This is a genomic window from Oerskovia sp. NPDC057915 (assembly GCF_042887685.1).
Classification (GTDB): Bacteria; Actinomycetota; Actinomycetes; order Actinomycetales; family Cellulomonadaceae; genus Oerskovia.
Window position 1 is genome coordinate 35,871 of record NZ_JBHVOS010000024.1, and the last position, 25,931, is coordinate 61,801.

The following is a 25,931-nucleotide window of genomic DNA, read 5'->3' on the forward strand; positions in this document are numbered from 1 at the left end:
GCGTGTTCGACAAGATCAAGGGTTGGCTCCAGGGAGACCACGACGGTGCGGTCGAGGGCGGCGGGACGGCGCTCGCGGTCGGTGGCGCTCAGGGCGGGCGGCGCACCGAGCCGTCCGCGCGGCTGGTCGACGGACTGAAGATCCTGGACGCGGACACCGAAGGTCTCGCGGCCCGCGCGATCGCCTACGTCCACACGGGCGACGGACCCGAGCTCGTGACCGAGCTGTCGCAGCGCACCGACGACGCACCGGACCGGCTGCTCAACCGGCCCGCGACGCTGGGCGCCTGGACCTACACGACCCAGGCCGAGGACAAGACCATCAAGGACCGCGTCCCCGGCTGGAACGTCAGCAAGGGCGCCACCGCCCGCAGCAACCTCTACACGCTGACCGAGCCCGTGGGCATCGACGCGCTCGTCCGGATGGGCCGTCTGCTCGCGGCCGTCTCGCCAGACGTCTCGCGCGCCTCCGACCGGCTCCCAACCTGGTTCGCGGCCCTCCTGACCGACGTCGCCAAGACGTGCGGCGACCGTCGCACCACGGGCAAGAACGGCAAGCCGGGCGTCCGCAGCCAGTGGACCCCCGAGCTCCTGACCGCGATCCTGCGCGACGGCGGCGTGGCCGAGGAGAGCATCCCGACCGCCGTCGTCGCCGGGATCTTCGAGCGCCCTGCCACCGCGGACTACTACGGGGACCCGCTCGCGGTGCTCGCCGCACAGCCCGGCGTCGAGGAGTACCTGGCCGCCCACCCCGCGGACGTCGTCGCGGTCGCACCCGTGCTGCGCGCGACCGGCAAGGTCGAGCTCCTGCAGTTCCTGCGGACGCGGCCCGCAGCGCTGGACGCGTTCGTCGGGCTCGTCGCCCGGCTCGCGACCGACACGGCGAAGTCCGTGCGCGAGGAGGCCGCCGGGAACCTCGCGTCCCTGCCCGCCGCGCGCCAGGTCGACCTCCTCGAACCCCTGCTCACCTCGATGCCCGCGAGCCGTCTCGCCGGTCTGGTGACGCACCTCGTCGGGGTCGAGGGCGGCATCGAGGCGCTGAGGCGTGCGCACGCCGCGGACGGGAAGGGGGCCCGCGGCACGCTGCTGTCGAACGCGATCGAGCGGGCCACGGCTCTCGACGTCGCGACGGTCGTGGTCGACGAACCCCTCGACGTCCCGCCGTTCGCGCCCCTGCCCGAGGTCGCTCTCGGTGAGGCGTTCGTGCGCTCGGCCCGCGACGCGGTCGACCGCAGGCTCGCTGCGGCCCGCGACGAGCTCGCCGCGCTCGAGGCGCTGCCCAAGGCAGAGGCGCAGAGCTGGCGCCTGTCCCACGCACGGGGAGCCGTCAAGGACCTCGCAGCCATCACCGACGACCACCTCACGCAGGTCGCGCAGTACCTCTCGGGCGCCCTGACCAAGGTGCCGCCGCGCACGGTGCTCGTCGAGCTCCAGGCGCCCGCGATCCGGGGCCGGCTCGACGGCCTGACGATGCTGCACGACATCCGCTTCGCGCGCTCGCACGGCGGTGGCAGGCAGCGCTACCCCTGGTACCAGCTCAACGCGACGAGCGACATCGCCGTCGACGTCCGGGTCCTCGCCGACGGCGTCGAGCGGGCAGGCGTGCAGGACTCCGAGTCGGCCGTCGCCGAGCTCGTGTTCGACTCCTGGTTCGCCCGCGGGACGTTCGCTCCCGAGCACCTGTGGCCCTACTTCGCCGAGCACCCGGGCGCGCTCGACACGATCCTGGGGCTGCGGCCGTCGAGCACGGTCGAGACGTACAGCCGCTCGGAGCGGCTCGAGGTCGCCCTCACGATCCTCGGCGCCTTCCCGAGCATCCCGAACCGCTACCTCCCGCGCCTCGCCGAGCTCGCGCTCGGAGAGGGCAGGACCCACCGCGTCGCGGCGCAGAAGGTCCTCGAGTCGCACGCCGGCGCCCGCGAGCTGGCAGAGCAGGGCCTGCGCGACGGGAAGGCCGAGATCCGTGTCACGGCCGCCGTCTGGCTCCAGCGTCTCGGCGACCCCGCCGCGATCCCGGCGCTGCGGGCCGTGCTCGCGAAGGAACGTCGCGAGGTGGCTCGTGCCGCGTTCCTCGGGGCCCTCGAGTCGCTCGGCGACGACATCTCGGCCGACCTCGCACCCGCGACGCTGCTCGCCGAGGCGACCAAGGGTCTCCAGGGCAAGGCGCCCACGAGCATGGCGTGGTTCCCGCTCGACGGCCTGCCCGCGCTCCGCTGGGCCGCCGACGGCGAGCCCGTGCCGGGCGAGGTCGCCCGGTGGTGGGTCGTGCTCGCCGACAAGCTCAAGGACCCGAGCGGTCTCGGGCTGATCTCCCGCTACGAGTCGTTGCTCGACGACGAGAGCCGCGCGGCGCTCGGCCGGTTCGTGCTCGACGCCTGGATCGGCAAGGACACCCTCGGCCCCACGGCCGAGGAGAGCCGGGCCTACGCGGACAGCGAGGCCCAGCAGCGCTACGACCGCTACCAGCACTGGTACAAGCAGCACCCCCAGTACTACGAGGCCGAGGCCTCGCGCACCGTCGACCAGCACCACCAGGACGCGTTCCGCGAGCACCAGGCGAACTACCTCGGGTCGGCCATCGCCGACAAGGGCCTGCTCGCGCTGACCGTGGGCATGCCGGGCACCGACCTGACACGCGCCGTGCAGCAGTACCTCAAGACCCACACCACGCGCCGTGCCCAGATCGAGGCGCTCGTCCGGGCGCTCGCGGCCAACGGCGACCCCGCGTCGATCCAGCTCCTGCTGTCCGTGGCCAGGCGTCACCGGCAGGCCACGGTCCAGGCCACCGCTCAGCAGCTGGTCGAGGACCTGGCCGAACGACGCGGCTGGTCCGCCGAGGAGCTCGCCGACCGCACCGTGCAGACCGCGGGCTTCGAGGACGACGGGATCCTGCACCTCGGCCTCGGGGCCCGCGAGTTCACGGGGCGCCTGACCCCCACGTTCACGCTCGAGCTCACGAACGAGGCGGGCAAGGTCGTCAAGGCGCTGCCCGCCCCCCGGGCTGACGACGACCCCGACCACGTCAAGGCCGCCAAGGCGCAGCTCTCGACGAGCCGCAAGGAGCTCAAGGCCGTCGTCGCGCTCCAGACCCAGCGCCTGTACGAGGCCATGTGCACGGGGCGCGAGTGGCCTGTCGCGGACTGGCTGGAGTTCGTGGCCGGGCACCCGATCATGTCCCGCCTCGCAGCCGGTCTCGTCTGGCTCGAGAACCCCGGCCCGGACCAGCGCGCGTTCCGCCCGGGGGACGCCGGTGCGCTCATCGACGCCGACGACGAGGACGTGACCCTCGCCGAGGGCGCGACGGTCGCGGTCGCGCACGGCGTGCTGCTCGGCGAGCAGGAGACGGGCCGCTGGCGCGAGCACCTGGCCGACTACGAGATCAGGCCGCTGTTCGACCAGCTGACGGTGGACCTCCCCGCACTGGACGGTCGGGCGACCGCCATCAGCGACCGCAAGGGATGGCTCACGGACAGCTTCACGGTGCGCGGTCGGGCGACCAAGCTCGGCTACGCGCGCAGCCAGGCCGAGGACGGCGGCTGGTTCTCGGGCTACGAGAAGGCGTACCCGAGCGTCGGGATCACGGCGGTCATCGAGTTCACGGGCGCGTTCCTGCCCGAGGAGAACATCGCCGCCGCGGTCACCGAGCTCGTGTTCCGCCGCTCGACCCGCGCGTACGGGCAGAGTGCCGAGGCCCGCCTCGCGGACCTGCCGCCCGTCCTCGTCGCGGAGTCCTACCGCGACTACCTGACCGTCGCTGCCGGTGGCAGCTTCGACGCCGAGTGGGAGAAGAAGAGCGCATGGTGACCGCCACGACCGCGACGACGGACGACGACGGGCCGCAGGTCCTCGACCGCGACACCGCCCAGGAGATCCGCCCGCCCGCCGAGGTGCGCTTCGCCGACGAGCTCGCAGCCCTCGAGGAAGCCGACCGGGCCAAGGGCTCCGAGCTACCACCGGGGTGGCGGCTCAGCCCCCGTGCCGTGCGCGCCTTCGTCGTGGGCGACGCCGAGCTCGGGGTGCGACGGAAGTTCTACGGCGACGACCCGCTCGTGGACCGCGCCGTCGTGTCTCTGCTCGGTCGTCAGGGACTCATGCTCGTGGGGGAGCCCGGCACCGCGAAGTCGATGCTGTCCGAGCTGCTCGCGGCCGCGGTGAGCGGGACGTCGAACCTCACGGTCCAGGGCACCGCGGGCACGACCGAGGACCACATCCGCTACTCGTGGAACTACGCGCTGCTCATCGCCGAGGGGCCCAGCGAACGCTCGCTGGTCCCGTCGGCCGTCCAGCAGGCCATGAGTGCGGGCAAGGTAGTCCGGTTCGAGGAGATCACGCGCTGCGCCCCCGAGATCCAGGACACCCTGGTCTCGATCCTCTCCGAGAAGCAGCTCATGATCCCCGAGCTCGGCAGCGAGGCGAGGGTCTCGGCCCGTCCCGGGTTCAACGTGCTCGCGACGGCGAACCTCAAGGACCGGGGGGTCCACGAGATGTCGGCTGCTCTCAAGAGACGGTTCAACTTCGAGACGATCAAGCCGCTCACGGACCGCCAGTTCGAGATCGACCTCATCGAGGCCCAGCTCACGGCCGAGCTGGGCCCGGCGAGCGAGCGCCCGCCGCTCGCGCGCGACGTCCTGGACGTGCTCGTCACCGCGTTCCAGGACCTGCGCACCGGGTCCACGAGCAACGGGGCGCCCGTCAAGCGTCCGGAGACCGTCATGTCGACGGCCGAGGCCGTGAACGTCGCGGTCGCCGCGTCGCTCGAGGCCCGCTACCTGGGCGACGGCACCGTGACCCCCGCCGAGGTCGCGCGCCAGCTCGCGGGCGTGGCCTCCAAGGGGGACGAGGAGGACGCCCGGCGCCTGCGGCACTACGTCGACAACGTCGTGCGCGAACGGGCACGACGTGACCCGCGCTGGAAGTCCTTCCTCTCCGCGGCGGAGTCCCTGTGGCGGTAGCGCAGCACACCGCGCGAGCCGCGTGGGGGCGCACACCCGTGCGCATGCAGGCTGCCGCCGCCGCGGTCGAGCGCCTGCGCGCCGAGGGGATCTACCTCGCGCCGGTCCGGCACCACAGCCCGGCGTGCGCGCTCGCCGTCGGGGCGCTCATCGAGGAGGTGCGGCCCGCCGTCGTGCTCGTCGAGGGGCCCGAGGAGTACGGGCGGCTCCTGCCCGCGCTGCTCGACCCGCGCACGCGCCCGCCCGTCGCGGTCCTGAGCCTGGGCACCGAGGGCGGCGGAGCGGGCTTCTACCCGCTCGCCGAGTTCTCGCCCGAGTGGGTGGCCCTGCGCACCGGGGCCCGGCTGGGCGCGGAGGTCGCGTTCGTCGACCGGTCGTGGGTTGCGCGTGCGGCCGGCAGCGCCGGCGACGACCCGGAGGGAGCCGACGACGACGCGTTCGCCCGCACCCTCCAGTCCGAGCGCAACCTCGCGCACTCGCGGACGATCGCCGCGATCGCCGAGCGCCTGGGGTGCCGCGACCACGACGAGGTGTGGGACCACCTCTTCGAGGCGCGCGCGAGCGAACGGCTCGCGGACTGGCGCGAGGTCTTCGACGACGTGTTCGCGTGGGCAGGTCTTGCGCGCCTCGACTACGAGGAGGAGGTGCTCGACGCCGACGGGTCGCTCGCGCGCGAGGCCCTCATGTCGGCCCGGGTCGCCGAGCACCGGGCCCGCGTCGAGGGGCCCGTGGTCGTGGTGACCGGCGCGTTCCACACCCTCGCGCTCGTCGAGGCCCTCACGGGGGCGCCCGAGGGCGAGGCGGTGGTGAGCCGTCGCCCGGCCGGGGGGTACGGCGCCCCGGCGTCGGCCGACGCCTGGCTCATCCGCTACGACCACGAGCGGCTCGACGGGCTGCGGGGCTACGGGGCGGGCATGCCGTCGCCCGGCTTCTACGAGCGGCTCTGGACCGCGCACCGGGAGCAGGGCGGGCCGGGCGCGCTGGGCGCGTCCCTGCTGGTCGACGTCGCCGCGGCAGCCACCGCGCGCGGGGCGCAGGTGAGCCTGGCCGAGATCGCGTCGGCGGCCGAGCAGGCGGCCCGGCTCGCGGACCTGCGCGAGCGCCCGTGGCCGGGACGGACGGACCTCCTCGACGCGCTCACGTCGTGCTTCGTCAAGGACGACGGCGGGCTCGACGTGGGCATCGGTCGCCCGCTCGGGCAGGCGGTCGCCGAGGTGTTCGGCGGGCGCGCGCTCGGCGACGTGCCGCCCGGCACCGCGTCGCCGCCGCTCGTGCAGCGTGCGAGGGAGCGGGCCGAGGAGCTGCGTCTCGTGGTGACGGACTCGACGCCGCGGCGCACACGTCTCGACGCCCGCCGCACGCCCCGCCACCGGGAGCGCCGGGCGTTCCTGGCGCTCATGGACTTCGTCGGGAGCGGGTTCGCGCACCAGGTCTCGGGGCCCGACCACGTCGCGGGTCGCGGGCTCGGGCTCCTGATCGAGGAGTGGGAGTACGCCTGGACGCCTCTCGTCGAGGCCTCCCTGGTCGAGCTGTCGCACCAGGGCGCGACCCTCGAGGCCGTCGCGGTGCACCGCCTCCACCTCCTCGAGCACGAGCTCGCGACGACGGGGCGCTCGGCGCTCGGCGTGGCTCGCCTCGTGGCCCAGGCCGTCGTGGCGGGGCTGTCGGAGCACCTCGACCGCCTGGTCGCGCTCCTGCGCTCGACGCTCGACGTCGACCCGTCGCTCGAGTCCGTCGTCGGCGGGCTGCACCGTCTCGTGGACCTGTGGGACGCGCGCGTCGAGCTGGGCCTGGAGGACCACGCCGACGACCTCCTGCACCTGCTCGACCACGGCCTCGCGACCGTCGCCTACCTCGTCCCGGGCCTCGGGGCGGTCGACGCGGACGCGGAGCCTGCCGCCGTCGGGACGCTCGTCGCCCTGCGCGACCTCCTGCGGGAGGCGGGCCGCGCCTCGCAGGCACCAGCGCCCGACGGCGTAGCGCACCCCCGCACGGACGCGACCCCGCGGAGCGGTGCCCCCGCGAGCACGCCGGACCGCCGGGATCCCGTGCGCCGCGAGCTCGCCCGGCTCCGCGAGGACCGTGGCGCGGCCCCCGGGGTCCGGGGTGCCCTCGTGGCGCTCGCCGCGACCGACGACGCCCTCGCCGACGACGTCCTGCTCGCGGAGGTGCGCGCCCAGCTCAGCCCGGGCGCGGACCCGGTCTCCGCCGTCCGGTTCCTGGGTGGGCTGCTGCGCGTCGCCCCCGACCTCCTGCTCCACACCCCTGAGCTCTTCGACGCCGTCCACACCGGCCTCCGTGACCTCGACGGGGACGCGTTCCTCGCCGTCCTGCCTGACCTGCGCCGCGCGTTCACGTGGCTCAAGCCGGCCGAGACGCACCGGCTCGCGCAGCAGGTCGCGACGCGCACCGGCTCCCGGGCAGAGCGGATCGATGTGCACCTGGCCGCGACCGAGCAGGACCTTCACGCCGGGCTCGCGCTCGAGCGCGAGCTCACCGCGATGCTCGCGTGCGACGGGCTCGCTGCGTGGGCCGTCGGCGCGCCGCAGCACGCCGCAGCAGCACCTGCCGCCCCTGCCGTCCCCGCCCTGCCTCTGCCCGACCAGGAGGACCTGCCATGACCGTCCCGACTGCGCACCCGGCGGAGACCGCCGAAGAGCTCGAGGCGGCGCGCCGCTGGCGGCTCGTCCTCGGCCGCTACGCCGCGCAGGAGCTCCCGCAGGACCCGTCCGACGCCGGGGTCGAGCGGGCGCTGCAGTACCTCTACGACCGCGAGTACGTCGAGCGCGGGCACCGCCTGGGCAAAGGGCCGGGCGGGCGTGGCGGTGGCGGGAGCCTCGACCCGTCGTCGCTCAAGGCGCTCGACTGGCTCGGCCAGGCTCGCACGCTGTTCCCGCGCGAGACGTTCGAGCGCATGCAGGTCGACGCCGTGAGCCGGTACCAGCTCACGGACCTGCTCGCCGACCCGGAGGCCGCCGAGGCCCTCGAACCCAGCCGCGAGCTCGCGACCGCGCTGCTGCAGGTGCGGGGGCGTCTCGACGAGCGTGCTGCCGCCGGGCTCCGCACGGTCATCGCGCGCGTCGTGGAGGACATCGTCCGACGGCTCCGCCCGCAGTTCGCGACCGCGCTCACCGGCCGCAAGGACAGGTCGCGACGCTCGATGCACAAAGTCAGCCAGAACTTCGACGGCAAGCGAACCCTCCAGGCCAACCTCTCGCGCTACGACCCGGGGTCCGGGCGTCTGATCGTGCAGGACGTGCGGTTCGTGTCGCGGGCGCGGCGCACGCTCACCTGGGAGGTCGTCCTGCTCGTCGACCAGTCGGGCTCGATGGCGGCCTCGCTGCTCTACAGCGCGGTGTGCGCGGGGATCATGTCCGCGCTGCCGGGGATCACGGTCCGGCTCGCGGTCTTCGACACGAACGTGGTCGACCTCTCGCACCTCGCGCACGACCCCGTCGCGGTCCTGCTGACGGCACAGCTGGGCGGTGGCACCGACATCGCCAAGGCGGTGCGCTACGCCGAGCAGCAGATCACCCACCCGAGCCGCACGGTCGTGGTCCTCGTGAGCGACTTCGAGGAGGGCGGCTCGGTCACCCAGCTCCTCGCGGGCGTGCGACGGCTGGCGGAGTCCGGTGTGCGGATGCTGGGGCTCGCGGCGCTCGACGAGGCCGCCGAGCCCGTCTACGACCAGGGGACGGCCCGCCGCCTCGCCGAGTGCGGCATGCATGTCGCGGCCCTCACGCCGGACCGGTTCGCGGAGTGGCTCGGAGAGGTGCTCGTATGACGCCGGACTGGCTCGCGGTCTTCGCGGGGTACGACGACGCCGCGCTCGTCGCGCTCGCCAACGCCGGTCTGCTGCGGCGTGCCCGCAAGGACCTCGCGGCAGGCGGCGTGTCGCTCACGTCGGGGTCCGCGACCGAGGTCGTGGTCGGGTGCGGGAGCGCGGTGGTGCGGCTCGGGCCCAAGGGCCCGGTGGCGGCGTCGTGCTCGTGCCCGACGGCGGGCGTCTGCCAGCACGTGGTCGCGGCGTGCCTGTGGGCCCGCGAGCAGGTGACGGACGGGACGTCGGGGGAGTCGGGGTCGACCGCTGCGGTCGTTGCCCGGCCGCACTCCACGACCGCGGGCCGCGGTGCCGAGGACGCAGGCCCGCGCGACCCCGCCGGCCCGCACGACCCCGCTGGCCCGCACGGGCCCGCCGAGCCGGCGCCGACCGGCGTCGACGCCGGTGGCGCCGTGGGCCCGGGCGCCACCGAACGCGCGACCGGCCCGACCGCCCCCGACGCCCTGGCCGATCTCCTCGCGCTCGACCCCGCCGGCGTGTGCCGGGCCGCGGGCAGGCCCGCGCTGCGCCGGGTCGTCGAACGGCTCCCGGCGACGTTGCTCGCCGGGCTCGCGCACGACGGTCCGCGGGTGCCCGCCGCGTGCGAGGTCGCAGCGAACGGTGCGCGGCTCACGATCTCGTGGACGGACGGTACCGGGACGCCGACCGAGGTCGTCTTCGTGGCTCCCGCGGGGTTCGCGGGCATGGTCGTCGCCGGTGCGCGCTCGGCCGGTGACCAGGCCGCGGCACGGCTCGAGGCCGTCGTCCGGGTCTTCGCCCGCGAGGGAAAGCCGTGGCCGTGGCCACGTGAGATCGAGGCCGAACGCTCGGGCGAGCTGACCACGGCCCAGCGTGCGGGGCTCGAGGAGGCGAGCGCCGTCGTCGGGCACGTGGTCGACGCCGGGCTGTCCCACCTCGGTGCCGACGCCGCCGACACGCTGCGCGGGGCCGCGGCCCGCGCACGGCTCGTCGGCCTGCTGCTGCTCCACCGCCTCCTCCTCGTCGCGGCGGGGCTCGTCGACGGCGTCGCCTCGCGCGACGACGACGTGAGCGAGGCGGACGCGCTCGGCGCCCTCGCCGAGGCGTGGGCGCTCGCGGCGGCGCTGAGGGACGCGCCCGTCGGGGCACTTCCCGACCTCCTGGGGTCGCCCGCGCGCCGTACCGCCGACGCGGAACCCGGCGACGACCTCCCCGGCCGCCTCGTCCCGCTCGGCGTGCGGTGGTGGCGGGCACCCAGCGGCGCTCGCGGCCTGACGGTCACGGCCTGGGACACGCGGCACCTGACGTTGCGGACCGCGACGGTCGCGCGCCCCTCGGGCGCTGACCCGACCTTTCGCCGGGACGTCGACCTGCCGCTGCTCTGGAAGGCGTCGGTCGCCGCAGCGTGCGCGGGTCCGTTCGAGCTCGCCGAGGCCGAGACGCGACCCGACGGGTCGATCAGCACGACCTCGCGCACGAGCCTCGTGCCAGGCGGTGGCTTCGACGTCGGCGAGCTGCGGGAGATCGCGCAGCACCTGGACGGCGCGACGACCGGGGTCGTCGGGTTCGGCCGGGCCCGGCGCCGCGTCCGGCTCGTCATGGTGCGAGAGACCGAGGCGGTCGGGGTCGACGAGGTCCGTCGCGACGTCACCTGGCCCGTCACGGCCGCCGACGGCGTCACGCACGTCCTGCGGGTCGGCGTCGAGCAGGAGCGCAGCGTCGAGGCGCTCCTTTCGGTCGTGGCGTCGCGCAAGCAGGTGGTCGCGGTCCTCGTCGAGCGCGACGCCTCGACGGGGGCCGACGAGCCCGTCGGCGTGTTCCTGCGGACCGGCCAGGGGAGCGTCGAGCTCTTCTCCCCGTCGATGTCCCCGGCGTTCCGGGCGGTGAGCTGGTCGGCGTTGCGCCGGCTGAGGGCGCGGATCGCGGCCCTGCACCGGGGCTCGACCGTCCACGTGGCCGAACCGGTCGCCCGTGGCCCGGTGGCCCGTGTGTGCGAACCGGCGCTCGAGGTCGTGGACTCGCTCGGGGCGACCGGACGCCGACGACTCACGGCGCACCAGCGGAGCGTGCTCGAGGACCGTGCGCGGCTCGCCCACGACCTCGGGATGGTGACCGTCGGCCGCACGATCGAGGCCCTCGCCGCCGACCTGGCGACCTCGACGCTCCTGCGGGCGCGCTTCGTGCTCGGACGGGCCGAGGCGATCGCGGACGGGTGACGGGGGCCGGGCGTCGCAGAGGTGAGCGCGGTGAATCCGCACCTCGCAGAGTTCTGGTCATTTTCGTCACGGAGTTTTCGGTGATGTGAAGTGCATTCTTCGTTGCCCGAGGCGATGTGAAGATGGTGTGGCCGAAGTGTCGATGTTCTGTTTGTGCCACATTTGCTGAGGAATGGTGCGCATAGTGTCCTGCGGGCCGGACGGGGGAAGACGTATCCGGCCCGGGGATTCGACACCGTCGATTCTTCGGCCATGAGTGACCGATACCTGTGATCGGAGTTCCGTATGACGAAGCACGCAGCTTTCTACGTTCCCTTGACCGCCGCAGCGCTCGCCCTGACCGGCGGCGTCTCCGCGTGGGCGGCGCCCGCGAGCGCACCCACGAGCGCCGTCGCCCCGGCGAACGTCTCGGCGGGCGTCCCGGTGGGCGCACTCCGGCTCTCGATGCCCGGCGGAGGGTGGTCCTACGACGGGGCGACCGGCCCCGAGCACTGGGGCGAGGTCGCCCCGACCTGTGCGTCGACCCCGACGAGCAAGCAGTCGCCCGTCGACCTCCCGCTGCACTCCCTCACGGAGAGCCGCAAGGTCAAGGCGCCCGTGCTCGACTACGAGCGTGCGGAGTTCTCGGTCCGCGACACCGGGGAGACGATCCAGGGCGACCTGACCACGGTCGGCCCGAACGCCGTCACGCTCGACGGCACCCGCTACGAGCTCCAGCAGTTCCACCTGCACACCCCGAGCGAGCACACGATCGACGGGGAGCCGGCCGCGATGGAGCTTCACCTGGTGCACCGCAGCGCCGGGGGCAGGCTCGCGGTGCTCGGGGTGCTGCTCGAGCTCGGCCGGGAGAACGCGGCGCTCGACGGCTTCTTCGACGCCATCCCGGCGGCTGCCGCGGCCACGTCGTCGGTCGCGCCTCGGCCGGTCCAGGTCAACCCGGCTCACCTGGTGCCCGCGTGGTCCGACCTGGTCCGCTACGACGGGTCGCTGACGACACCGCCGTGCAGCGAGGGCGTGCTCTGGAGCGTCTACGAGCGACCTCGGATGATCTCGAAGGCGCAGCTCGGCGCCTTCACCGCGGTGCACCCGGAGAACAGCCGGCCGGTGCAGCCGCTCAACGGCAGGAGCCTGTTCGAGGTCGACGTGCACTGACGTCGTCCTGCCGGAAAGGCGTCCGGCCTTCGACCTGTGGTCGGCGGCCGGGCGCTTTTCTTTTGCACCTGGCGGGGACGTGAAATGAGAATAGTCTCATTATTCGGCTCGAATACCGGTTCCATCGTTCAGGAAGTGTTGACAATGCCGGTGGTGACGGCGGCACGCATCGGTGGACCTGGCGGTCGTGGTGGGCGGGACGGTCGAAACCCGCGATGTCAGACCCTCACGGCAGACTCCTGGGCGTGTACTCGGTCCCGCTCCGCACGTCGCCCGCCGACCCGGGCGTCGTCGACGTCGAGGACCTCGACCCGCAGGGTGGACGTCTGGCCCCCGCCCCGCGCCGCACGACGTGGCCGGGCGCGGCCCTCGACCAGGCCGTCCCGCCGGCCGCGGGCTCCACCCCTGGAGCGCCCCGGGCCGCGACGCCCACGACCCGCTGGGTGTGGGACGACACCAACCTCTGGTACCCGGCCGCCCTCGCGGCGGGCCTGCGCGTCGAGCGTGCGCACGACCTGCGCCTGACCCGGGCGATCCTGCGGCGGTCGGTCCTCACGACGGGCACGCCCCTGGCGCAGGCACCGCGCGACGTCTGGGACGACATGCACCCGGTCCCCACGGCCCCCGTCCCGGGGACGGAACGCCCGGACGCGCTCTTCGACCTCGGCGACCGGCGGGCCGTCACCCCACCCGACCCCGTCGGCGAGCTGCGCCGACAGCTCGAGGCGGTCGCGACGTCGTCGGGCCCGGGGCGGCTGCGCCTGCTGATCGCCGCCGAGTCCGCCGGGGCGCTCGTCGCCGCCGAGATGAGCCACGCCGGACTGCCCTGGCGCGAGGACCTGCACGACACGATGCTCACCGGCATCCTGGGGCCGCGGCCGCCGCTCGGGGTGCGGCCCGCGCGGCTCGAGGCCCTCGCCGAGCGCGTGCGCACGGCGCTCGACGCTCCCGCCCTGAACCCCGACTCGGCCCCCGAGCTCCTCAAGGCCCTCGAGTACGCAGGCGTCGGCGTGAAGTCCACCCGCAAGTGGGACCTCGAACGCGTCGACCACCCGGTCGTCGCTCCCCTGCTCGAGTACAAGAAGCTCAGCCGCCTCCTGACCGCCAACGGGTGGAACTGGCTCGACACCTGGGTGCGGGACGGACGCTTCCGGCCCGAGTACGTCGTCGGGGGTGTCGTCACCGGGCGCTGGGCCGCGAACGGCGGCGGAGCGCTCCAGCTCCCGCACCAGGTCCGCTCGGCCGTGGTCGCGGACCCCGGGTGGAAGCTCGTCGTCGCCGATGCCGCGCAGCTCGAACCTCGGGTGCTCGCGGGGCTCTCGGGCGACCTCGTCATGGCCGAGGCGGGGCGCGGCGGCGACATGTACCAGGGCATCGTCGACACCGGCGCCGTCGAGACGCGGGCCCAGGCCAAGATCGGCATGCTCGGCGCCATGTACGGCGGGACGACGGGCGAGAGCGGGCGCATGCTCCCGCGGCTCGCGAAGGCGTTCCCGCGCGCGCTCGACCTCGTCGAGCAGGCCGCGCGGGCGGGGGAGCGCGGCGAGATCGTCACCACGCGGCTGGGTCGCAGCTCGCCCCCGCCCGGGTCGGGCTGGGACGAGACCCAGGGCAGCGCGTACGACGAGTCGGCGTCGAGCGACGCCCAGTCCCGCGCCCGCAGCCAGACCCGCGCCTGGGGCCGGTTCACCCGGAACTTCGTGGTGCAGGGGACCGCCGCCGAGTGGGCGCTGTGCTGGATGGCGTCGCTGCGCGCACGCCTCGCCGCGATGCCCCGGGCGGCGACACCCGGTCGGGCCCCCGCTCCCTTCACCGACCAGCCGCACATGGTCTTCTTCCTGCACGACGAGATCATCGTGCACGCCCCCGAAGAGCTCGCCGAGCAGGTAGCGGACGAGATCCGGGCCGCGGGCACCGAGGCCGGGAAGCTGCTCTTCGGCGACTTCCCGGTCGACTTCCCGCTCACGGTCGCGATCGTCGACGACTACTCGCAGGCGAAGTAGGGCGGTCCGGTCCCGCCTCGCGACGGATAGCCTGGTCCCGTGACCGCACACCCCACGCTCGCCGACGTCGTCCGGACCCTCGAGGCGCTCTACCCGCCGTCGACCGCGGAGGGGTGGGACGCCGTCGGGCTCGTCACCGGGGACCCGGCGCAGCCCGTGCGCAAGATCCTCTTCGCGGTCGACCCCGTCGCGACCGTCGCCGACGAGGCGATCGAGTGGGGCGCCGACCTGATCGTGACCCACCACCCGCTCTTCCTGCGGCCCGTGCACTCGATCGCCGCCACGACCTTCAAGGGCTCGCTCGTGCACCGCCTCGTGCGGGCCGGGATCGGGCTGTACGTCGCGCACACCAACGCCGACGCCGCCCCGCGCGGGGTCGCCGACGCGCTCGCGGACGCGATCGGCCTCGTCGACCGGTCGCCGCTCGTCCCGTCCGGGACTTCCGGGGTCGCCGGCGACTCTCGGCCCGACGGCGGCGCGCACCTTGCAGAGACCGGCATCGGCCGAGTCGGCCGCCTCGACGAGCCGACGACGTTGCGCGCCTTCGCCGAGCGCGTCGCCGCCGCGCTGCCCGCGACCGAGCAGGGAGTGCGCGTCGCGGGCGACCTGGACGCGACCGTGAGCACCGTGGCCGTCGTCGGCGGCTCGGGCGACTCGCTGTTCGACGCGGTCCGCAGCGCAGGAGCCGACGTGTACGTCACCGCCGACCTGCGCCACCACCCCGCGTCCGAGCTGCGCGAGCGCGCCGAGTTCGAGGGCGGGGCGGCGGGCGGCCCGTTCCTCGTGGACGTCGCACACTTCGCGAGCGAGTGGCCCTGGCTGCACTACGCGGCCGCCGACCTGACCGGACGGCTCGCAGATACGGGTACGGTGGATACCCGCGTGAGCGTCCGCCGGACCGACCCCTGGACCGCCCGGATCGGCTCCGCGCCCCGCGCCTGACACGGCGCCCCACAACTGCATCGAAAGGAACGCACCCTGTGAGCACTGCACCCCCCGAGGACCAGCGACGACTGCTGGAGGTCCAGGCACTCGACACCCGCCTGCAGCAGCTCACGCACAAGCGCGCCTCCCTGCCCTCGATCGCCCGCATCGCGGAGCTCGACGCGCAGATCTCCGACCTCAGCACCTCGCTCGTCGCCTCGCGCACCGCCGTGAGCGACCTCAAGCGAGAGCTCACCAAGGCCGAGGGCGACGTCGAGCAGGTCCGCAACCGCGCCGCCCGCGACCAGAGCCGTCTCGACGCCGGCCAGGTCGGCGCCAAGGATGCCCAGGCGCTCGTCGGCGAGCTCGAGTCGCTGGCCCGCCGCCAGGAGGTCCTCGAGGAGATCGAGCTCGGCGTCATGGAGCGCCTCGAAGCCCACGAGGAGGCCCTCGCCAAGCTCGACGCCGCCAATGACGAGCTCGTCGCCGCCAGGCGCGACGTCGAGGCCGAGCGCGACGCCCAGCTCGCCGAGGTCGACGCCGAGGTCGCGACCGTGACCGCCGCACGCGCCAAGGCCGTCGACGGGATCGACTCCGGCCTCGTGACGCTCTACGACCGGCTGCGCAACCAGCTCGGAGGCCTCGGCGCGGCTGTGCTCAACGGCCGCCGCTGCGAAGGCTGCCGCCTCGAGCTCAACCCCTCCGACGTCGCCGCGATCAAGGCCAAGGGCCCCGAGCAGGTCGCGCGCTGCGAGGAGTGCTCGCGCATCCTGGTGCGCCTCGACGCCTGACGTCGAGCTCCCGTGGCCCGAGGCCCCGCCCCTGAGTTCTCGGGGGCGGGGCCTCGGTGCTCTTCCTGGAGCGTTTTCGGCGCCGAGAACGGGGTTGAGGTCGTTGCGGGGCGGTTGACGGCCTGGAGGTCGTGCTCGAAGCGGCGGAAGGTCGTGGTCGGGGGGCTGGCGTCGGCGGCGTCGGCGTGCCCGGTGCTCCCGGGGCCATTGGCCCTCCGGCTCCGGGGGTCGAGCGGACGGTGGCGTCGGGCGTTGAGCGGGCTGTGGCGGGTGGTGCCGGCTGCTGGTCGGGCGGTGCCCGCTGCTGGTTGAGGCGCCGGGTGCTGGCGTGGGGGCGTTGCGAGATGCCGGTTGGCGTCGAGTGTGCAGTTTGGGCGGTCGGGGTGGGGGTGTGGACGACCCGAACTGCACACTCGGTGAACGGATCGTTCTGATGGTTGTGTCCGGTCGCGGGTTCGCGGGGGACTTGGCGCCGAGGTCGGCGTTCCTCGGGCTCCGGCTGCTGGGTGGCAGCGGGTCGAGGCGTCGAGCGTGCAGTTCGGGTGGTCGGGGTGGGGGTATGGGCGACCCGAACTGCACACTCGGTGGTCGTAGTCGGGGTCTCGGTGCCGAGCATGCGGCTGGCGTCGGATTTCGGGCTGATCGGGGGCGCTGGCCGCATGGTCGGGGGCGCTGGCCGCATGGTCGGGGACGGCAGTCGCATGTTCGGTTCGGCTCGGTCGGGTCCGACCTGGCCCGACCTGCCCGGCCTGGCCCGGCTGCTGGCTGATGCGGTCGTGGTTGTCGGGTGGGTGGGGTGGTTGTCCACAGCCTGGGACGTGGGGTTCCGGTGGGGTGGTTTGACCCGTTAGGTTCCTTGGAGGTGGGGGGCGGTGTGGCCTTTTGCCGGGTACCTACCGAGGGGGCAGGGATGGGTTGGCAGGGGTTGGTCGTGCGCGGTGGGCGGCGGGCTGTGGGGGGCGTGGGCTGGGAGGGGCCGGGGGGCGGTCTCGTTCCTGGTTCAGGTGCCCGACGGCGGAGGGGTGCGCTGGCGCTGATGGCGGGTGCGGTGCTCGCGGGTGTGGTGGTGGGGTGTTCGCCGGCCGGGCCGGTGGTGGAGTCCCCGGCGCCGGTGGTGAGCGAGGAGGTGGGCCCGAGTCCGTCTCCGACGCCGACTCCGACGGGGCCGGTCAAGCCTGAGCGGCCGGCGGACATGGACCGTACCGACGAGGTGGGGGCTGCTGCGGCGGCGACGTACTTCCTGGAACTGTATCCGTACGTCATGGCGACCGGCGATCTGACGGAATGGGACGCGATCTCCTATGTAGACCTGTGCGAGTTCTGTGTGAAGGTCGCTTCTGACGTTGAGGCGTATCGGTCGGCGGGGAGTTCCTACACCGGCGGAGAAGTGTCGGTCGAGGTCACAAAGACCTACCCGATCGACACTCTTCTCGGGGCGTATCCGGTTGATGTCCGGCTTGCTCAGGCATCTTCAGTGGTCACCGACTCAGGGGGGAGAACGGTCGACAGGACCGAGCCAACCGCCGGGCCGCTTCGTGTCGAGCTCATTCACAACGGTGCCACGTGGCTCTTGCTCGAAGTCTCGACGAACATGCCGACCTCATGAAGGGAATGGCGTTCGTAGCAGTACTCGGTGTGATCGGGCTGCCGTTCGCCCTCCCAACGGGTAAGGACATCTTTGGAAACGCCGAGGGTAACGGCGTGGACGTCAGGGCTGTCGATGTCTCTGCGGATGGGTCGGTGCATCGGCCGCGGAATGGGGATGGTTCGCTGGCGTCGGTGGAGTATCGGCGGATGCCTGCGTCGATCTGTTTCACGAACGACTTTCCCACGAGCAAGGGCCGGGTGGGGGCGTGTGCGTCGGGGGAGCGTGAGGGGGCGTTGGTCGCGGCGTGCGAGGCGGATCAGGTCGCGTTGGACCCGATCTTCCGGCAGACCTGGGTCAACAACCCGGACGGCACGATCGGTGACCTGTCCCGGTGGGAGCTGCAGGACCCGGCCAGTCCCGGGGACTGCCTGGCCGGGGTGGATCTGGTGCCGTTGGCTGAGGCGGAGTTCCAGCGGTTGACGATCGTCCCCTCGCCGGTCACGATCCAGCCGCCGGACGGGTGGACGCTGGTCAACGTCGAGACGATCACCTACACCAGCCCGGCACCGCAGAGGTTCGCGACCACGCTGCTGGGCATCCCCGTCACGATCGAGGCCACCCCGGACACCTTCACCTGGGACTACGGCGACGGCACCAGCCCGCGTGCCACGACCGATCCTGGCGCGCCCTATCCCCGTCACAGCGTCGCGCACGTCTACGAGCACGAGGCGGTCGCAACGATCACCTTGACCACGACCTGGCACGGACGCTTCCAGATCACCGGCACCACCACGTGGACCCCGATCACCGCCACGACCACCACCACCGCCCCACCCCTGACCATCCACGAAGCCCGCACCCGCCTCGTCACCGAACCCCTCGACTGACCCGCAGACGCCGCCCGTTGTCGGCCAGACGCACCCACGAGCGACAACGACCAGCACCTCGATGCCAGCCAGCCGGCCAGTGGGCTAGCCAGCCAGCCATCCAGCCACCCGGCCAGTGGTCTAGCCGGTCGGCCACCGGCGGACCCGGCCACCCGGCCGGCCGGCCGCAGGGAGTGCCATGAACACCGTCGGTTCGACGCCAGCAGCCCGCGCGAGGAACACTGAGGCGACCGCTCGGTGCGGGCCCCGGCCATGATCTGCGACGCAGCGGGGATCCGGACAGCGACGCTCGCTCGGGATACTCGCTCGGGATGCACGACCGGGCAGACGGAACGACCGAGCACACCGATCGAGCGGATCGACAGGACGACGGCACACGTGGAGGACGAAGCATGGGTAGGACGTTGATCGTCGAGGCCGACGGCGGATCGCGCGGCAACCCCGGACCTGCGGGCTATGGCGCACTCGTGCGCGACGCCGCGACAGGAGCGGTGCTGGCCGAACGTGCCCGCTACCTCGGGGTCGTGTCGAACAACGTCGCCGAGTACTCGGGGCTCGTCGCCGGGCTCGACGCCGCGCGGGAGATCGACCCTGAGGCGCGCGTGCTCGTCCGCATGGACTCCAAGCTCGTCGTCGAGCAGATGTCGGGCCGCTGGAAGATCAAGCACGAGGACATGCGCCGCCTCGCGGCCGAGGCGGCCCGTGTGCTGCCACCGTCCCAGGTCGCCTACGAATGGGTTCCTCGCGCCGACAACTCCGCGGCGGACGCCCTGGCCAACGAGGCCATGGACACCGGTGGGGAGATCGCCCGAGACTTCCCGACTGCGCAGGACAGCGAGCGACCAACCGAAGACGGTGCTCGGGGTGCCGCCGTCAGAGCGAATCTCGGCACCGCCAGCACCGACCTCACCTACGGCGACGACCTCGACGCCCAGGGCTCCGACCACGCCGCCAGCACCGACTCCGACACCCTCGACGCCCAGGGCTCCGACCACACCGACAACGCCCCCGACGACCGCCCCGCCCCAGGAGCCAGCGCCGGACCCGTCGCGTTCGACACCCCGACCCGCCCTTCGGGGGCTCGTGCTCGGTTCGACGGTGCTGAGCCACTGACCGTCGTCCTGGTCCGGCACGGCCAGACGCCGCTCACGGTCGCGGGCGCGTACTCGGGCTCCTCGGTTCCCGGCCCGTCGCTCACCGCGCGGGGTCGGGTCCAGGCTGCCCAGGCGGCGGACCTGATCTACCGCATCGGCCGGGATCGATGGACGGATCTGCCGAAGCCGACCGAGATCGTGGCGTCCCCCATGGTCCGCGCGCAGGAGACCGCGCGGGCCGTGAGCCGCCGACTGGGCCTGCACGTCCGCACCGACGAGCGCTTCGCCGAGGTCCACTTCGGCGAGTGGGAGGGGCTGACGGCCGGGCAGATCGCCGAGCGCTGGGACGGGCATCCCGAGAGGTGGCTCGTCTCGGGCACCGAGGTCGCTCCGGGCGGGGAGTCGATGGCCGATGTGGGGGACCGGGTCTGGGCTGGGCTGCAGGACCTTCTCGCGCGGGGCACCGGCCGGACGGTCGTCGTGGTGGGTCACGCGGTGCAGGTGCGTGCCGCCGTCGGGCGGGCGATCGAGGCGCCGCCCTCTCGCTGGGCGGGCTTCCGTGTGCCGCCGGGATCGGTGAGCATCGTGCGGCTGTGGGCCGACGGCGCGACGGAGCTGACCGTCGTCGGGTGCCCGAGCGAGCCCTGAGCCCGCGTCTCGCCACCAGTCCCCGGCGCCGAGAACGATGTCGAGGTCGCCAGAAGGCCGCAGACGACTCCAACCCCGTCCTCGACCGCGCAGGACCTCGTCCTCGCCGACCTGAGGCCACCGGCTCGAGGCACCTCGAGCATGCGGTGCTCGGCACCGAGACGTTGCCCGGCACCGAGACGTCACCCTGCACCGTGACGGCGCTCGGCAACCGCGACCGGTTCAGGCGACGACGAGCTCCAGCGTCGACGCGCCACGCGTCCCGGGCAGCAGCGTCGCGTCGAGCAGCGCGGTCCCGACCAGCTCGTACGCGGCCTTGAGCAGCTCCTCGGCTGTTCGGACCGGCTCGGCACGGTTCAGCAGGTGCCCGGTGAGGACGCCGCGCGTGTGCTTGGCGTTGTGCGAGACGACGCTCCGCTTGCCGTCGAGCTCGCGCAGCACACGCACCGCGACGTGCTCGGCCCCGGCGGGCACCTTCCACGCGGCCGCGTAGGGCGCCGACCGGCAGTCGATCACGACGTCACCGATCGCCCGCGCGTCCAGGGCCGCGGCGAGGTGCGGCCGCCACGACGGGCCGAGCGCACCGAGCGGCGGGAGCTTGGTACCCATGGACAGCCGGTAGGCGGGGATGCGGTCGGTGGGGGACACCGCACCCCACAGCGCCGACACGATCCGCACCGAGTCCTCGGCCCGCGACGCAGCGGCGGGCGGCAGGTCGGCCAGGCCGGCGGCGGCGTACAGCACCCCGCTGTAGATCTCCGCGGCGGGAGCGGTCGGAGCCGTGGACAGCGACACGTTGCGCGCCACCTCGTCGGCCAGCCCACTGCTCACGCCCAGGACGTCGAGCGCGTCACGGCGCCTGCTCGCGGCGACGAGCGCCTTGAGCACGGCCCTGCGGTGCCGGGTGAGCGACGGCGAGCTGAGGGACGCGAGGTCGAGGGGAGCGCCGTCGTCGGGCACGGACTTTCCCTCGGAGGGCGGCAGGAGCAGAAGCACACCGCCACTCTAGGGCGGGCGCGGGGGCCCGCCCGCCCGTCGCACGCGTGGCGATGGTCACCCGTGGCACTCCCCGAGCCGCGGCACTAGGTTGTGCCGCATGGTCCAGGTCAAGATCTACGGCACCCGCACGGTCTGGGAGATGAGGCGCGAGGACATCTCCGACGCGATCCACCGGGCGGTCGTCGGCGCCTGGGGGCTCCCCGAGGACAAGCGGTTCCACCGCTTCCTCCTCATGGAGGACGGCGACCTGGTCGCACCGCAGCGCAGCGACGCGTACCTCGTGATCGAGGTCGTGTGCTTCACGGGTCGCTCGCGCGAGGCCAAGCGGGCGCTCATCGCCGCGATGTTCGACGACGTCGCGCCCTTCCTGGGGCTGGCGGCGGACGACCTCGAGGTCGTCATCCTCGAGAGCCCGCCCGAGAGCTGGGGCATCCGAGGCAGGAGCGGTGACGAGCTCGCGCTGGGCTACCGCGTGGACGTGTAGGCTGCGGGAGCGGATGAGTCGGTCAGACGGCCGCGTCGGCGCCCTCGTGGCGTCGCCGAGGAACGTCCGGGCTCCACAGGGCAAGGTGGTGGGTAACGCCCACCCGGGGTGACCCGCGGGACAGTGCCACAGAGAACAGACCGCCTCCCACGGCTTCGGCCGCGGGCGGTAAGGGTGAAACGGTGGTGTAAGAGACCACCAGCGGGCCAGGTGACTGGTCCGGCTAGGTAAACCCCACCTGGAGCAAGGTCAGACAGACTGTGTTGGAGGGCGGCCCGCCCGATTCTCTGGTGAGAAGCACAGTCGGGTAGACCGCTGGAGGCGTGCGGCAACGTACGTCGTAGATGGATGGCCGTCACCCGCGCGGGGGTGACCGCGCGCGGGGACAGAACCCGGCGTACCGACCGACTCATCCGCCCTCGAGCCATCCCGTGCCATCTGGGTACCCGCGCCCCCCACGGCGCCTGATCCCAGGGCACTCCTGTCGCCCGCCCCGCCCCCTGCGTAGGCTGGTGGGATGAGGATCGTCGAGTGCTTGGCTCCGCTCGTGGGGCAGTGGCAGGGCGTGCACCGGCAGCGCCTCCTCCCGACGGACGAGTTCGTCGCGTCGGCCGCGACCGCCACGGTCACGGTCACGGCACGCGAGTACGTCTCCCTCGCCTACACGTGGTCCGACGGCGACGCGCCCCTGGAGGGGCTCCTCCTCCTGAGCGGCGGCTCGGGGGAGGAGGGGGTGTCGGCGGTGTGGCTCGACTCGTGGCACTCGTCGCCCGCGTGGATGCTCTTCGACGGGACGGTGGGGGACGACGGCGTCGTGCGGCTCACCGGGAGCTACGCGGCTCCGGAGGGGCCGGACTGGGGCTGGCAGATCTTCGTCGCGCCTATCGAGGGCGAGGGCGGGGGTGGACGCATGACCATGCTCAACCTGGTGCCGGGCGAGGCGGCGTACGAGGCGGTCGAGGCGGTCTACGACGAGCGGGTCTGACACCTCCGCACCCGCGTCGGCCCGCGTCGGCCCGCGCCGGGCGAGCACGGCCAGCCGCGAGCACGGCCCCGCCCGAACCCCCTACTCCCCGCCCGCGCGCGCCCGTCGCATCAGCCCGAGCGGCAGCACGACCCACAGGAGCGCGAACAGCACGAGCGCGCCGACCGCCGCGACGACCGCGGCAGTCCACCCGACGACGACGTCGAAGATCAGCAGCACCGTGCCCGTGACGACGAGGGCGAGGACCACGAGCCCCACCCGCGCCAACCGGTCGGCCGACGTCACGAGCCGCGCCTTGAGGTGCTTGCGGAACAGCATGCGGTGCAGCGACACGGGCGCCACGAGCAGCCCTGTCGCGATGACGGAGAGCACCACGAGGCACAGGTAGACGGTGCGCTGCGCGGTGTCGAGCTCCCCGAACCGCTGCTGGAACGGCAGGGTGAGCAGGAAGCCGGTGAGGATCTGCACGCCCATCTGCGTGACGCGCAGCTCCTGGAGGAGCTCGGCCCAGTTCCGGTCGGCCCGCTCGTCGAGCGTCTCGTCGCGTGAGTCGCCCGGGTGCCGGGCCGGCGTCTCGTCGGCACGCGGCTCGGGAGGGGTGTCCGCGTGCCTGGCCTCGTGGTCCACCCGCGCCCCGCTCAGTGGTTGCGCAGCGCGGCGATGAGCTCGCCCTTGCGCATGGTCGAGCGGCCTTCGATGCCGACCTCTCGGGCGCGCTGCCGCAGCTCGGCGACGCTCCACTCCTCGTAGGCCGGTGACGAGCCGCCCTTGGCACCTACCGCGCTCCGGGAGGACGCGGCGGCCGCGTTCGCGATCCGCGCCGACTTCTCCTTCGAGTTCCCCTCGTCGCGCAGCGACTCGTACAGCTCCTTGTCCTTGACGGACGGGCCGGGGTCTCGCCTGGGCATGGGTGACCACCTCTCGGGTCGTGTGTCGGCAGGTCGTCCGACCGTACGACGGCGCCGCGCCACTCGCGCGAGGAGGTGCACCCAGGTGGTGCAGACCCGGTCGTAGCACCACGAGCACGAGGAGGATTCGCCCTAAAATGCACCTGATGGCCGTCCCAGGTAAAGCAATCCCCAGAATGCTGTCATGCGGGCGCCTGTCGGGGGTACTCTGGCTCTGTTGGCGGCGCTCCAGGATGTCGGGCGCTGAGAACACGACGAGCGGGGGCTCACGTCATGACTGCGAGCAGGACAACGACGACAGGCGGGATCACGCTCTTCGAGCAGCCCGACACGAGCGTGGTGGACATGTGGGGCGAGATCGACGTCGCCCTTCGTAGCGAGGCGAGTGCGGCTCTGGCGAACGCCCTGGACCGTGACGTCCCCGTGGTGATCGACACCTCGAAGGTGACGTTCATGGACTCGACCGGGATCGCGTTCCTGGTGCAGTTCTACACGATCGGCAGCGAGGAAGGGCTCCAGGTGAGCCTGCGCAACCCGCCGACCGTCGTGACCGACGTCCTGGAGATGCTGGGCGTGATCGACATCTTCCCGTCGCTGCCGCACCACCAGGTCGAGCATCCGGTCGAGGACAGGCACCCCAGCACGGTCTGAGCCCGGACGACGGTCTCGGCCTGACCCGCCGCGGCGAGCCAGGCCGAGACCGGGCCAGGCCGACCAGCGGCCAGGCCCGACCCGGCCGAGACAGGACGACGACTACGCGAGCCCGGCCCCTTCGGCGGCCAGCGCCGCGGCCCCGACGATCCCGGCTGCGTTGCGCAGCTTCGCGGGGATGATCGGTGCCTTGAGGTCGAGCAGCGGCAGGAAGTTCTCGTGGTGCTTGGAGATGCCGCCGCCGACCACGATGAGGTCGGGCGAGAACAGCATCTCGACGACGTCGAAGTAGCGCTGGAGCCGTGCGGCCCACTCCTCCCAGGAGAGGTCCTCGCGGCTGCGGGCCGACTCCGCGGCCCGGGACTCGGCGTCGACCCCGTCGATCTCGAGGTGGCCCAGCTCGGTGTTGGGCACCAGGACGCCGTCGACGACGAGCGCGCTGCCGATGCCCGTGCCGAGGGTCGCGAGGAGCACGGTCCCGCGGGCGTCCTTCGCGGCGCCGTAGCGGACCTCGCCGATCCCGGCGGCGTCGGCGTCGTTGACGGCGACGACGTGCCGACCGGTCTCGTTCTTGATGAGCGCGGGCAGGTCGACGCCCTTCCAGGACTTGTCGAGGTTCGCTATGAACCCGATCACGCCGTGGCGGATGGGCCCCGGGAACGCGACGCCGATGGGGACGTCGTGGGGCAGGTCGTACTCGTCGACGAGCTCCGCGATGACCTTGGCGACGGCCTCGGGGGTCGAGGGCTGCGGCGTCGGGATGCGGTGGCGCTCCTGGGCGAACTCGCCCGTGGAGAGGTCGACCGGAGCGCCCTTGATGCCGCTGCCGCCGACGTCGATCCCGAACGCGAGGCCGTGGTGGTGGTGTGAGTGCTTGCTCATGGCAGGGTCAGGATCTCCGCTCCGTCTTCGGTGACGACCAGGGTGTGCTCGAACTGGGCGGTCAACGACCGGTCCGCGGTGACTACGGTCCACCCGTCGTCCCACGTCTGCCACTCGGGGCCGCCCAGCGTCAGCATGGGTTCGATGGTGAAGACCATCCCTGGTTCGATGATGGTGTCGTGGTCGGGGGCCGCGTCGTAGTGCGGGATGACGAGGCCCGAGTGGAAGGCCTCCCCGACGCCGTGGCCGGTGTACTCGCGCACCACGCCGTACCCGTGGCGGTGCGCGTACTTCTCGATGACGCGACCCAGGACGTTGACCTCGCGCCCGGGGCGCACGGCCTTGACGGCCCGGTCGAGGGACTCGCGCGTGCGCTGCACGAGCAGCGCGGCCTCCTCGCTGATCTCGCCGACCGCGAAGGTCGCGTTGTTGTCGCCGTGGACGCCACCGATGTACGCGGTGATGTCGACGTTGACGATGTCCCCCTCGACCATCTCGGTCGAGTCGGGGATGCCGTGGCACACGACCTCGTTGAGGGACGTGCACAGGGACTTGGGGAACCCGCGGTAGCCGAGCGTCGACGGGTAGGCGCCGTGGTCGAGGAGGAACTCGTGCCCGATCCGGTCGAGCTCGTCGGTGGTCACTCCGGGGGCGACGTGCATCCCGACCTCGGCGAGGGCCTGGGCGGCGATGCGGCTCGCGACGCGGATCCGCTCGATCGTCTCGGGGGCCACGACGTCGTCGCCCGTGAAGGGCTGCGGGCCGGGCCGCCCGACGTACTCGGGCCGCGCGATCGAGCGCGGCACGGCGCGTGGCGGGGAGAGGGTCCCGGGGACCAGAGGTCCGCGCGGGGCGGTCAGGACGGGAGAACCGGGCATCGTGCCAGTCTACGGAGGTGCGCGCGGCCGGGACGTCCATTCGCCCCGCGCGCCCGCCTGTCGCGCGCGAGGGCGCGTCGGTACGGCAGGA

20 protein-coding genes and 1 other RNA gene are annotated in these 25,931 nt (G+C 73.2%); 16 read left to right on the top strand and 5 right to left on the bottom strand.

What is annotated here, in order from left to right; all coding sequences use genetic code 11:
- Window positions 1-2 precede the first annotated feature (2 nt).
- The 12 genes from ACFVQ3_RS15575 to ACFVQ3_RS15630 all read left to right on the top strand — a co-directional run bounded on the left by ACFVQ3_RS15575 (window position 3) and on the right by ACFVQ3_RS15630 (window position 20,053).
- Window positions 3-3,803, top strand: coding sequence for a DUF4132 domain-containing protein (locus tag ACFVQ3_RS15575; RefSeq protein WP_387640808.1), 3,801 nt, complete (start codon window positions 3-5; stop codon window positions 3,801-3,803).
- A complete protein-coding gene (locus tag ACFVQ3_RS15580; protein WP_387640811.1) occupies window positions 3,797-4,951 on the top strand; it encodes an AAA family ATPase in 1,155 nt (384 codons plus the stop codon). The genes ACFVQ3_RS15575 and ACFVQ3_RS15580 overlap by 7 nt, the downstream gene beginning before the upstream one ends.
- Window positions 4,942-7,572 (top strand): DUF5682 family protein, encoded by a 2,631-nt coding sequence (locus ACFVQ3_RS15585; RefSeq protein WP_387640814.1) that lies wholly within the window; start codon window positions 4,942-4,944, stop codon window positions 7,570-7,572. Before ACFVQ3_RS15580 ends, ACFVQ3_RS15585 begins: the two co-directional genes overlap by 10 nt.
- Window positions 7,569-8,735, top strand: coding sequence for a VWA domain-containing protein (locus tag ACFVQ3_RS15590; protein ID WP_387640816.1), 1,167 nt, complete (start codon window positions 7,569-7,571; stop codon window positions 8,733-8,735). Before ACFVQ3_RS15585 ends, ACFVQ3_RS15590 begins: the two co-directional genes overlap by 4 nt.
- On the top strand, window positions 8,732-10,966 hold the full coding sequence (locus tag ACFVQ3_RS15595) for a hypothetical protein (protein ID WP_387640818.1): 2,235 nt from the start codon (window positions 8,732-8,734) through the stop codon (window positions 10,964-10,966). Before ACFVQ3_RS15590 ends, ACFVQ3_RS15595 begins: the two co-directional genes overlap by 4 nt.
- Before the next feature lie 285 nt (window positions 10,967-11,251).
- Window positions 11,252-12,118, top strand: coding sequence for a carbonic anhydrase (locus tag ACFVQ3_RS15600; RefSeq protein ID WP_387640820.1), 867 nt, complete (start codon window positions 11,252-11,254; stop codon window positions 12,116-12,118).
- Window positions 12,119-12,333: 215 nt separating this feature from the next.
- Entirely contained in the window at window positions 12,334-14,121 is a 1,788-nt protein-coding gene (locus tag ACFVQ3_RS15605) for a bifunctional 3'-5' exonuclease/DNA polymerase (protein WP_387640823.1), read from the top strand.
- Between the two features lie 39 nt (window positions 14,122-14,160).
- Entirely contained in the window at window positions 14,161-15,063 is a 903-nt protein-coding gene (locus ACFVQ3_RS15610) for a Nif3-like dinuclear metal center hexameric protein (protein WP_387640825.1), read from the top strand.
- A 38-nt stretch (window positions 15,064-15,101) separates the two neighbouring features.
- On the top strand, window positions 15,102-15,836 hold the full coding sequence (locus tag ACFVQ3_RS15615) for a zinc ribbon domain-containing protein (protein ID WP_387640828.1): 735 nt from the start codon (window positions 15,102-15,104) through the stop codon (window positions 15,834-15,836).
- A gap of 1,036 nt (window positions 15,837-16,872) precedes the next feature.
- Entirely contained in the window at window positions 16,873-17,442 is a 570-nt protein-coding gene (locus ACFVQ3_RS15620) for a DUF6318 family protein (protein ID WP_387640831.1), read from the top strand.
- Between the two features lie 5 nt (window positions 17,443-17,447).
- Window positions 17,448-18,311: a hypothetical protein gene (locus ACFVQ3_RS15625; protein WP_387640833.1), complete on the top strand. Its 864-nt coding sequence runs from the start codon at window positions 17,448-17,450 to the stop codon at window positions 18,309-18,311.
- Between the two features lie 392 nt (window positions 18,312-18,703).
- Window positions 18,704-20,053 (top strand): bifunctional RNase H/acid phosphatase, encoded by a 1,350-nt coding sequence (locus tag ACFVQ3_RS15630; protein WP_387640835.1) that lies wholly within the window; start codon window positions 18,704-18,706, stop codon window positions 20,051-20,053.
- A 222-nt stretch (window positions 20,054-20,275) separates the two neighbouring features.
- Here ACFVQ3_RS15630 and ACFVQ3_RS15635 read toward each other — a convergent pair whose 3' ends face one another.
- Window positions 20,276-21,049: a YaaA family protein gene (locus ACFVQ3_RS15635; RefSeq protein ID WP_387640838.1), complete on the bottom strand. Its 774-nt coding sequence runs from the start codon at window positions 21,047-21,049 to the stop codon at window positions 20,276-20,278.
- A gap of 100 nt (window positions 21,050-21,149) precedes the next feature.
- Between ACFVQ3_RS15635 and ACFVQ3_RS15640 the strand changes: the two genes are divergently transcribed.
- The 3 genes from ACFVQ3_RS15640 to ACFVQ3_RS15650 all read left to right on the top strand — a co-directional run bounded on the left by ACFVQ3_RS15640 (window position 21,150) and on the right by ACFVQ3_RS15650 (window position 22,521).
- Window positions 21,150-21,536, top strand: coding sequence for a tautomerase family protein (locus ACFVQ3_RS15640; protein WP_387640841.1), 387 nt, complete (start codon window positions 21,150-21,152; stop codon window positions 21,534-21,536).
- Between the two features lie 14 nt (window positions 21,537-21,550).
- Window positions 21,551-21,952, top strand: an RNA gene (rnpB, locus tag ACFVQ3_RS15645) — RNase P RNA component class A.
- A gap of 101 nt (window positions 21,953-22,053) precedes the next feature.
- On the top strand, window positions 22,054-22,521 hold the full coding sequence (locus ACFVQ3_RS15650; RefSeq protein WP_387640844.1) for a DUF1579 family protein: 468 nt from the start codon (window positions 22,054-22,056) through the stop codon (window positions 22,519-22,521).
- A gap of 81 nt (window positions 22,522-22,602) precedes the next feature.
- Here the strand turns inward: ACFVQ3_RS15650 and ACFVQ3_RS15655 are convergent, their stop codons facing one another.
- Both ACFVQ3_RS15655 and ACFVQ3_RS15660 read right to left on the bottom strand, forming a co-directional pair.
- Window positions 22,603-23,148, bottom strand: a complete 546-nt coding sequence (locus tag ACFVQ3_RS15655; RefSeq protein WP_387640846.1) for a DUF6328 family protein — start codon at window positions 23,146-23,148, stop codon at window positions 22,603-22,605.
- Between the two features lie 11 nt (window positions 23,149-23,159).
- On the bottom strand, window positions 23,160-23,429 hold the full coding sequence (locus ACFVQ3_RS15660) for a Rho termination factor N-terminal domain-containing protein (RefSeq protein WP_387640849.1): 270 nt from the start codon (window positions 23,427-23,429) through the stop codon (window positions 23,160-23,162).
- 273 nt (window positions 23,430-23,702) lie between these two features.
- Between ACFVQ3_RS15660 and ACFVQ3_RS15665 the strand changes: the two genes are divergently transcribed.
- Window positions 23,703-24,080, top strand: coding sequence for an STAS domain-containing protein (locus ACFVQ3_RS15665; protein WP_387640852.1), 378 nt, complete (start codon window positions 23,703-23,705; stop codon window positions 24,078-24,080).
- 102 nt (window positions 24,081-24,182) lie between these two features.
- Here the strand turns inward: ACFVQ3_RS15665 and ppgK are convergent, their stop codons facing one another.
- Both ppgK and map read right to left on the bottom strand, forming a co-directional pair.
- Window positions 24,183-24,962, bottom strand: a complete 780-nt coding sequence (gene ppgK / locus ACFVQ3_RS15670; RefSeq protein WP_387640854.1) for a polyphosphate--glucose phosphotransferase — start codon at window positions 24,960-24,962, stop codon at window positions 24,183-24,185.
- Window positions 24,959-25,840 (bottom strand): type I methionyl aminopeptidase, encoded by an 882-nt coding sequence (gene map, locus ACFVQ3_RS15675; RefSeq protein WP_387640856.1) that lies wholly within the window; start codon window positions 25,838-25,840, stop codon window positions 24,959-24,961. The genes ppgK and map overlap by 4 nt, the downstream gene beginning before the upstream one ends.
- Between the last annotated feature and the right edge of the window lie 91 nt (window positions 25,841-25,931).

Excerpts from the sequence above, each read along its gene's own strand:
- ACFVQ3_RS15580 (WP_387640811.1), top strand. The coding sequence starts at position 3,797 with ATGGTGACCGCCACGACCGCGACGACGGACGACGACGGGCCGCAGGTC.
- ACFVQ3_RS15590 (WP_387640816.1), top strand. The coding sequence starts at position 7,569 with ATGACCGTCCCGACTGCGCACCCGGCGGAGACCGCCGAAGAGCTCGAG.
- ACFVQ3_RS15595 (WP_387640818.1), top strand. The coding sequence starts at position 8,732 with ATGACGCCGGACTGGCTCGCGGTCTTCGCGGGGTACGACGACGCCGCG.
- ACFVQ3_RS15600 (WP_387640820.1), top strand. The coding sequence starts at position 11,252 with ATGACGAAGCACGCAGCTTTCTACGTTCCCTTGACCGCCGCAGCGCTC.
- ACFVQ3_RS15605 (WP_387640823.1), top strand. The coding sequence starts at position 12,334 with ATGTCAGACCCTCACGGCAGACTCCTGGGCGTGTACTCGGTCCCGCTC.
- ACFVQ3_RS15620 (WP_387640831.1), top strand. The coding sequence starts at position 16,873 with ATGGCGGGTGCGGTGCTCGCGGGTGTGGTGGTGGGGTGTTCGCCGGCC.
- ACFVQ3_RS15625 (WP_387640833.1), top strand. The coding sequence starts at position 17,448 with ATGGCGTTCGTAGCAGTACTCGGTGTGATCGGGCTGCCGTTCGCCCTC.
- ACFVQ3_RS15630 (WP_387640835.1), top strand. The coding sequence starts at position 18,704 with ATGGGTAGGACGTTGATCGTCGAGGCCGACGGCGGATCGCGCGGCAAC.
- ACFVQ3_RS15640 (WP_387640841.1), top strand. The coding sequence starts at position 21,150 with ATGGTCCAGGTCAAGATCTACGGCACCCGCACGGTCTGGGAGATGAGG.
- ACFVQ3_RS15650 (WP_387640844.1), top strand. The coding sequence starts at position 22,054 with ATGAGGATCGTCGAGTGCTTGGCTCCGCTCGTGGGGCAGTGGCAGGGC.
- ACFVQ3_RS15660 (WP_387640849.1), bottom strand. The coding sequence starts at position 23,429 with ATGCCCAGGCGAGACCCCGGCCCGTCCGTCAAGGACAAGGAGCTGTAC.
- ACFVQ3_RS15665 (WP_387640852.1), top strand. The coding sequence starts at position 23,703 with ATGACTGCGAGCAGGACAACGACGACAGGCGGGATCACGCTCTTCGAG.
- ppgK (WP_387640854.1), bottom strand. The coding sequence starts at position 24,962 with ATGAGCAAGCACTCACACCACCACCACGGCCTCGCGTTCGGGATCGAC.
- map (WP_387640856.1), bottom strand. The coding sequence starts at position 25,840 with ATGCCCGGTTCTCCCGTCCTGACCGCCCCGCGCGGACCTCTGGTCCCC.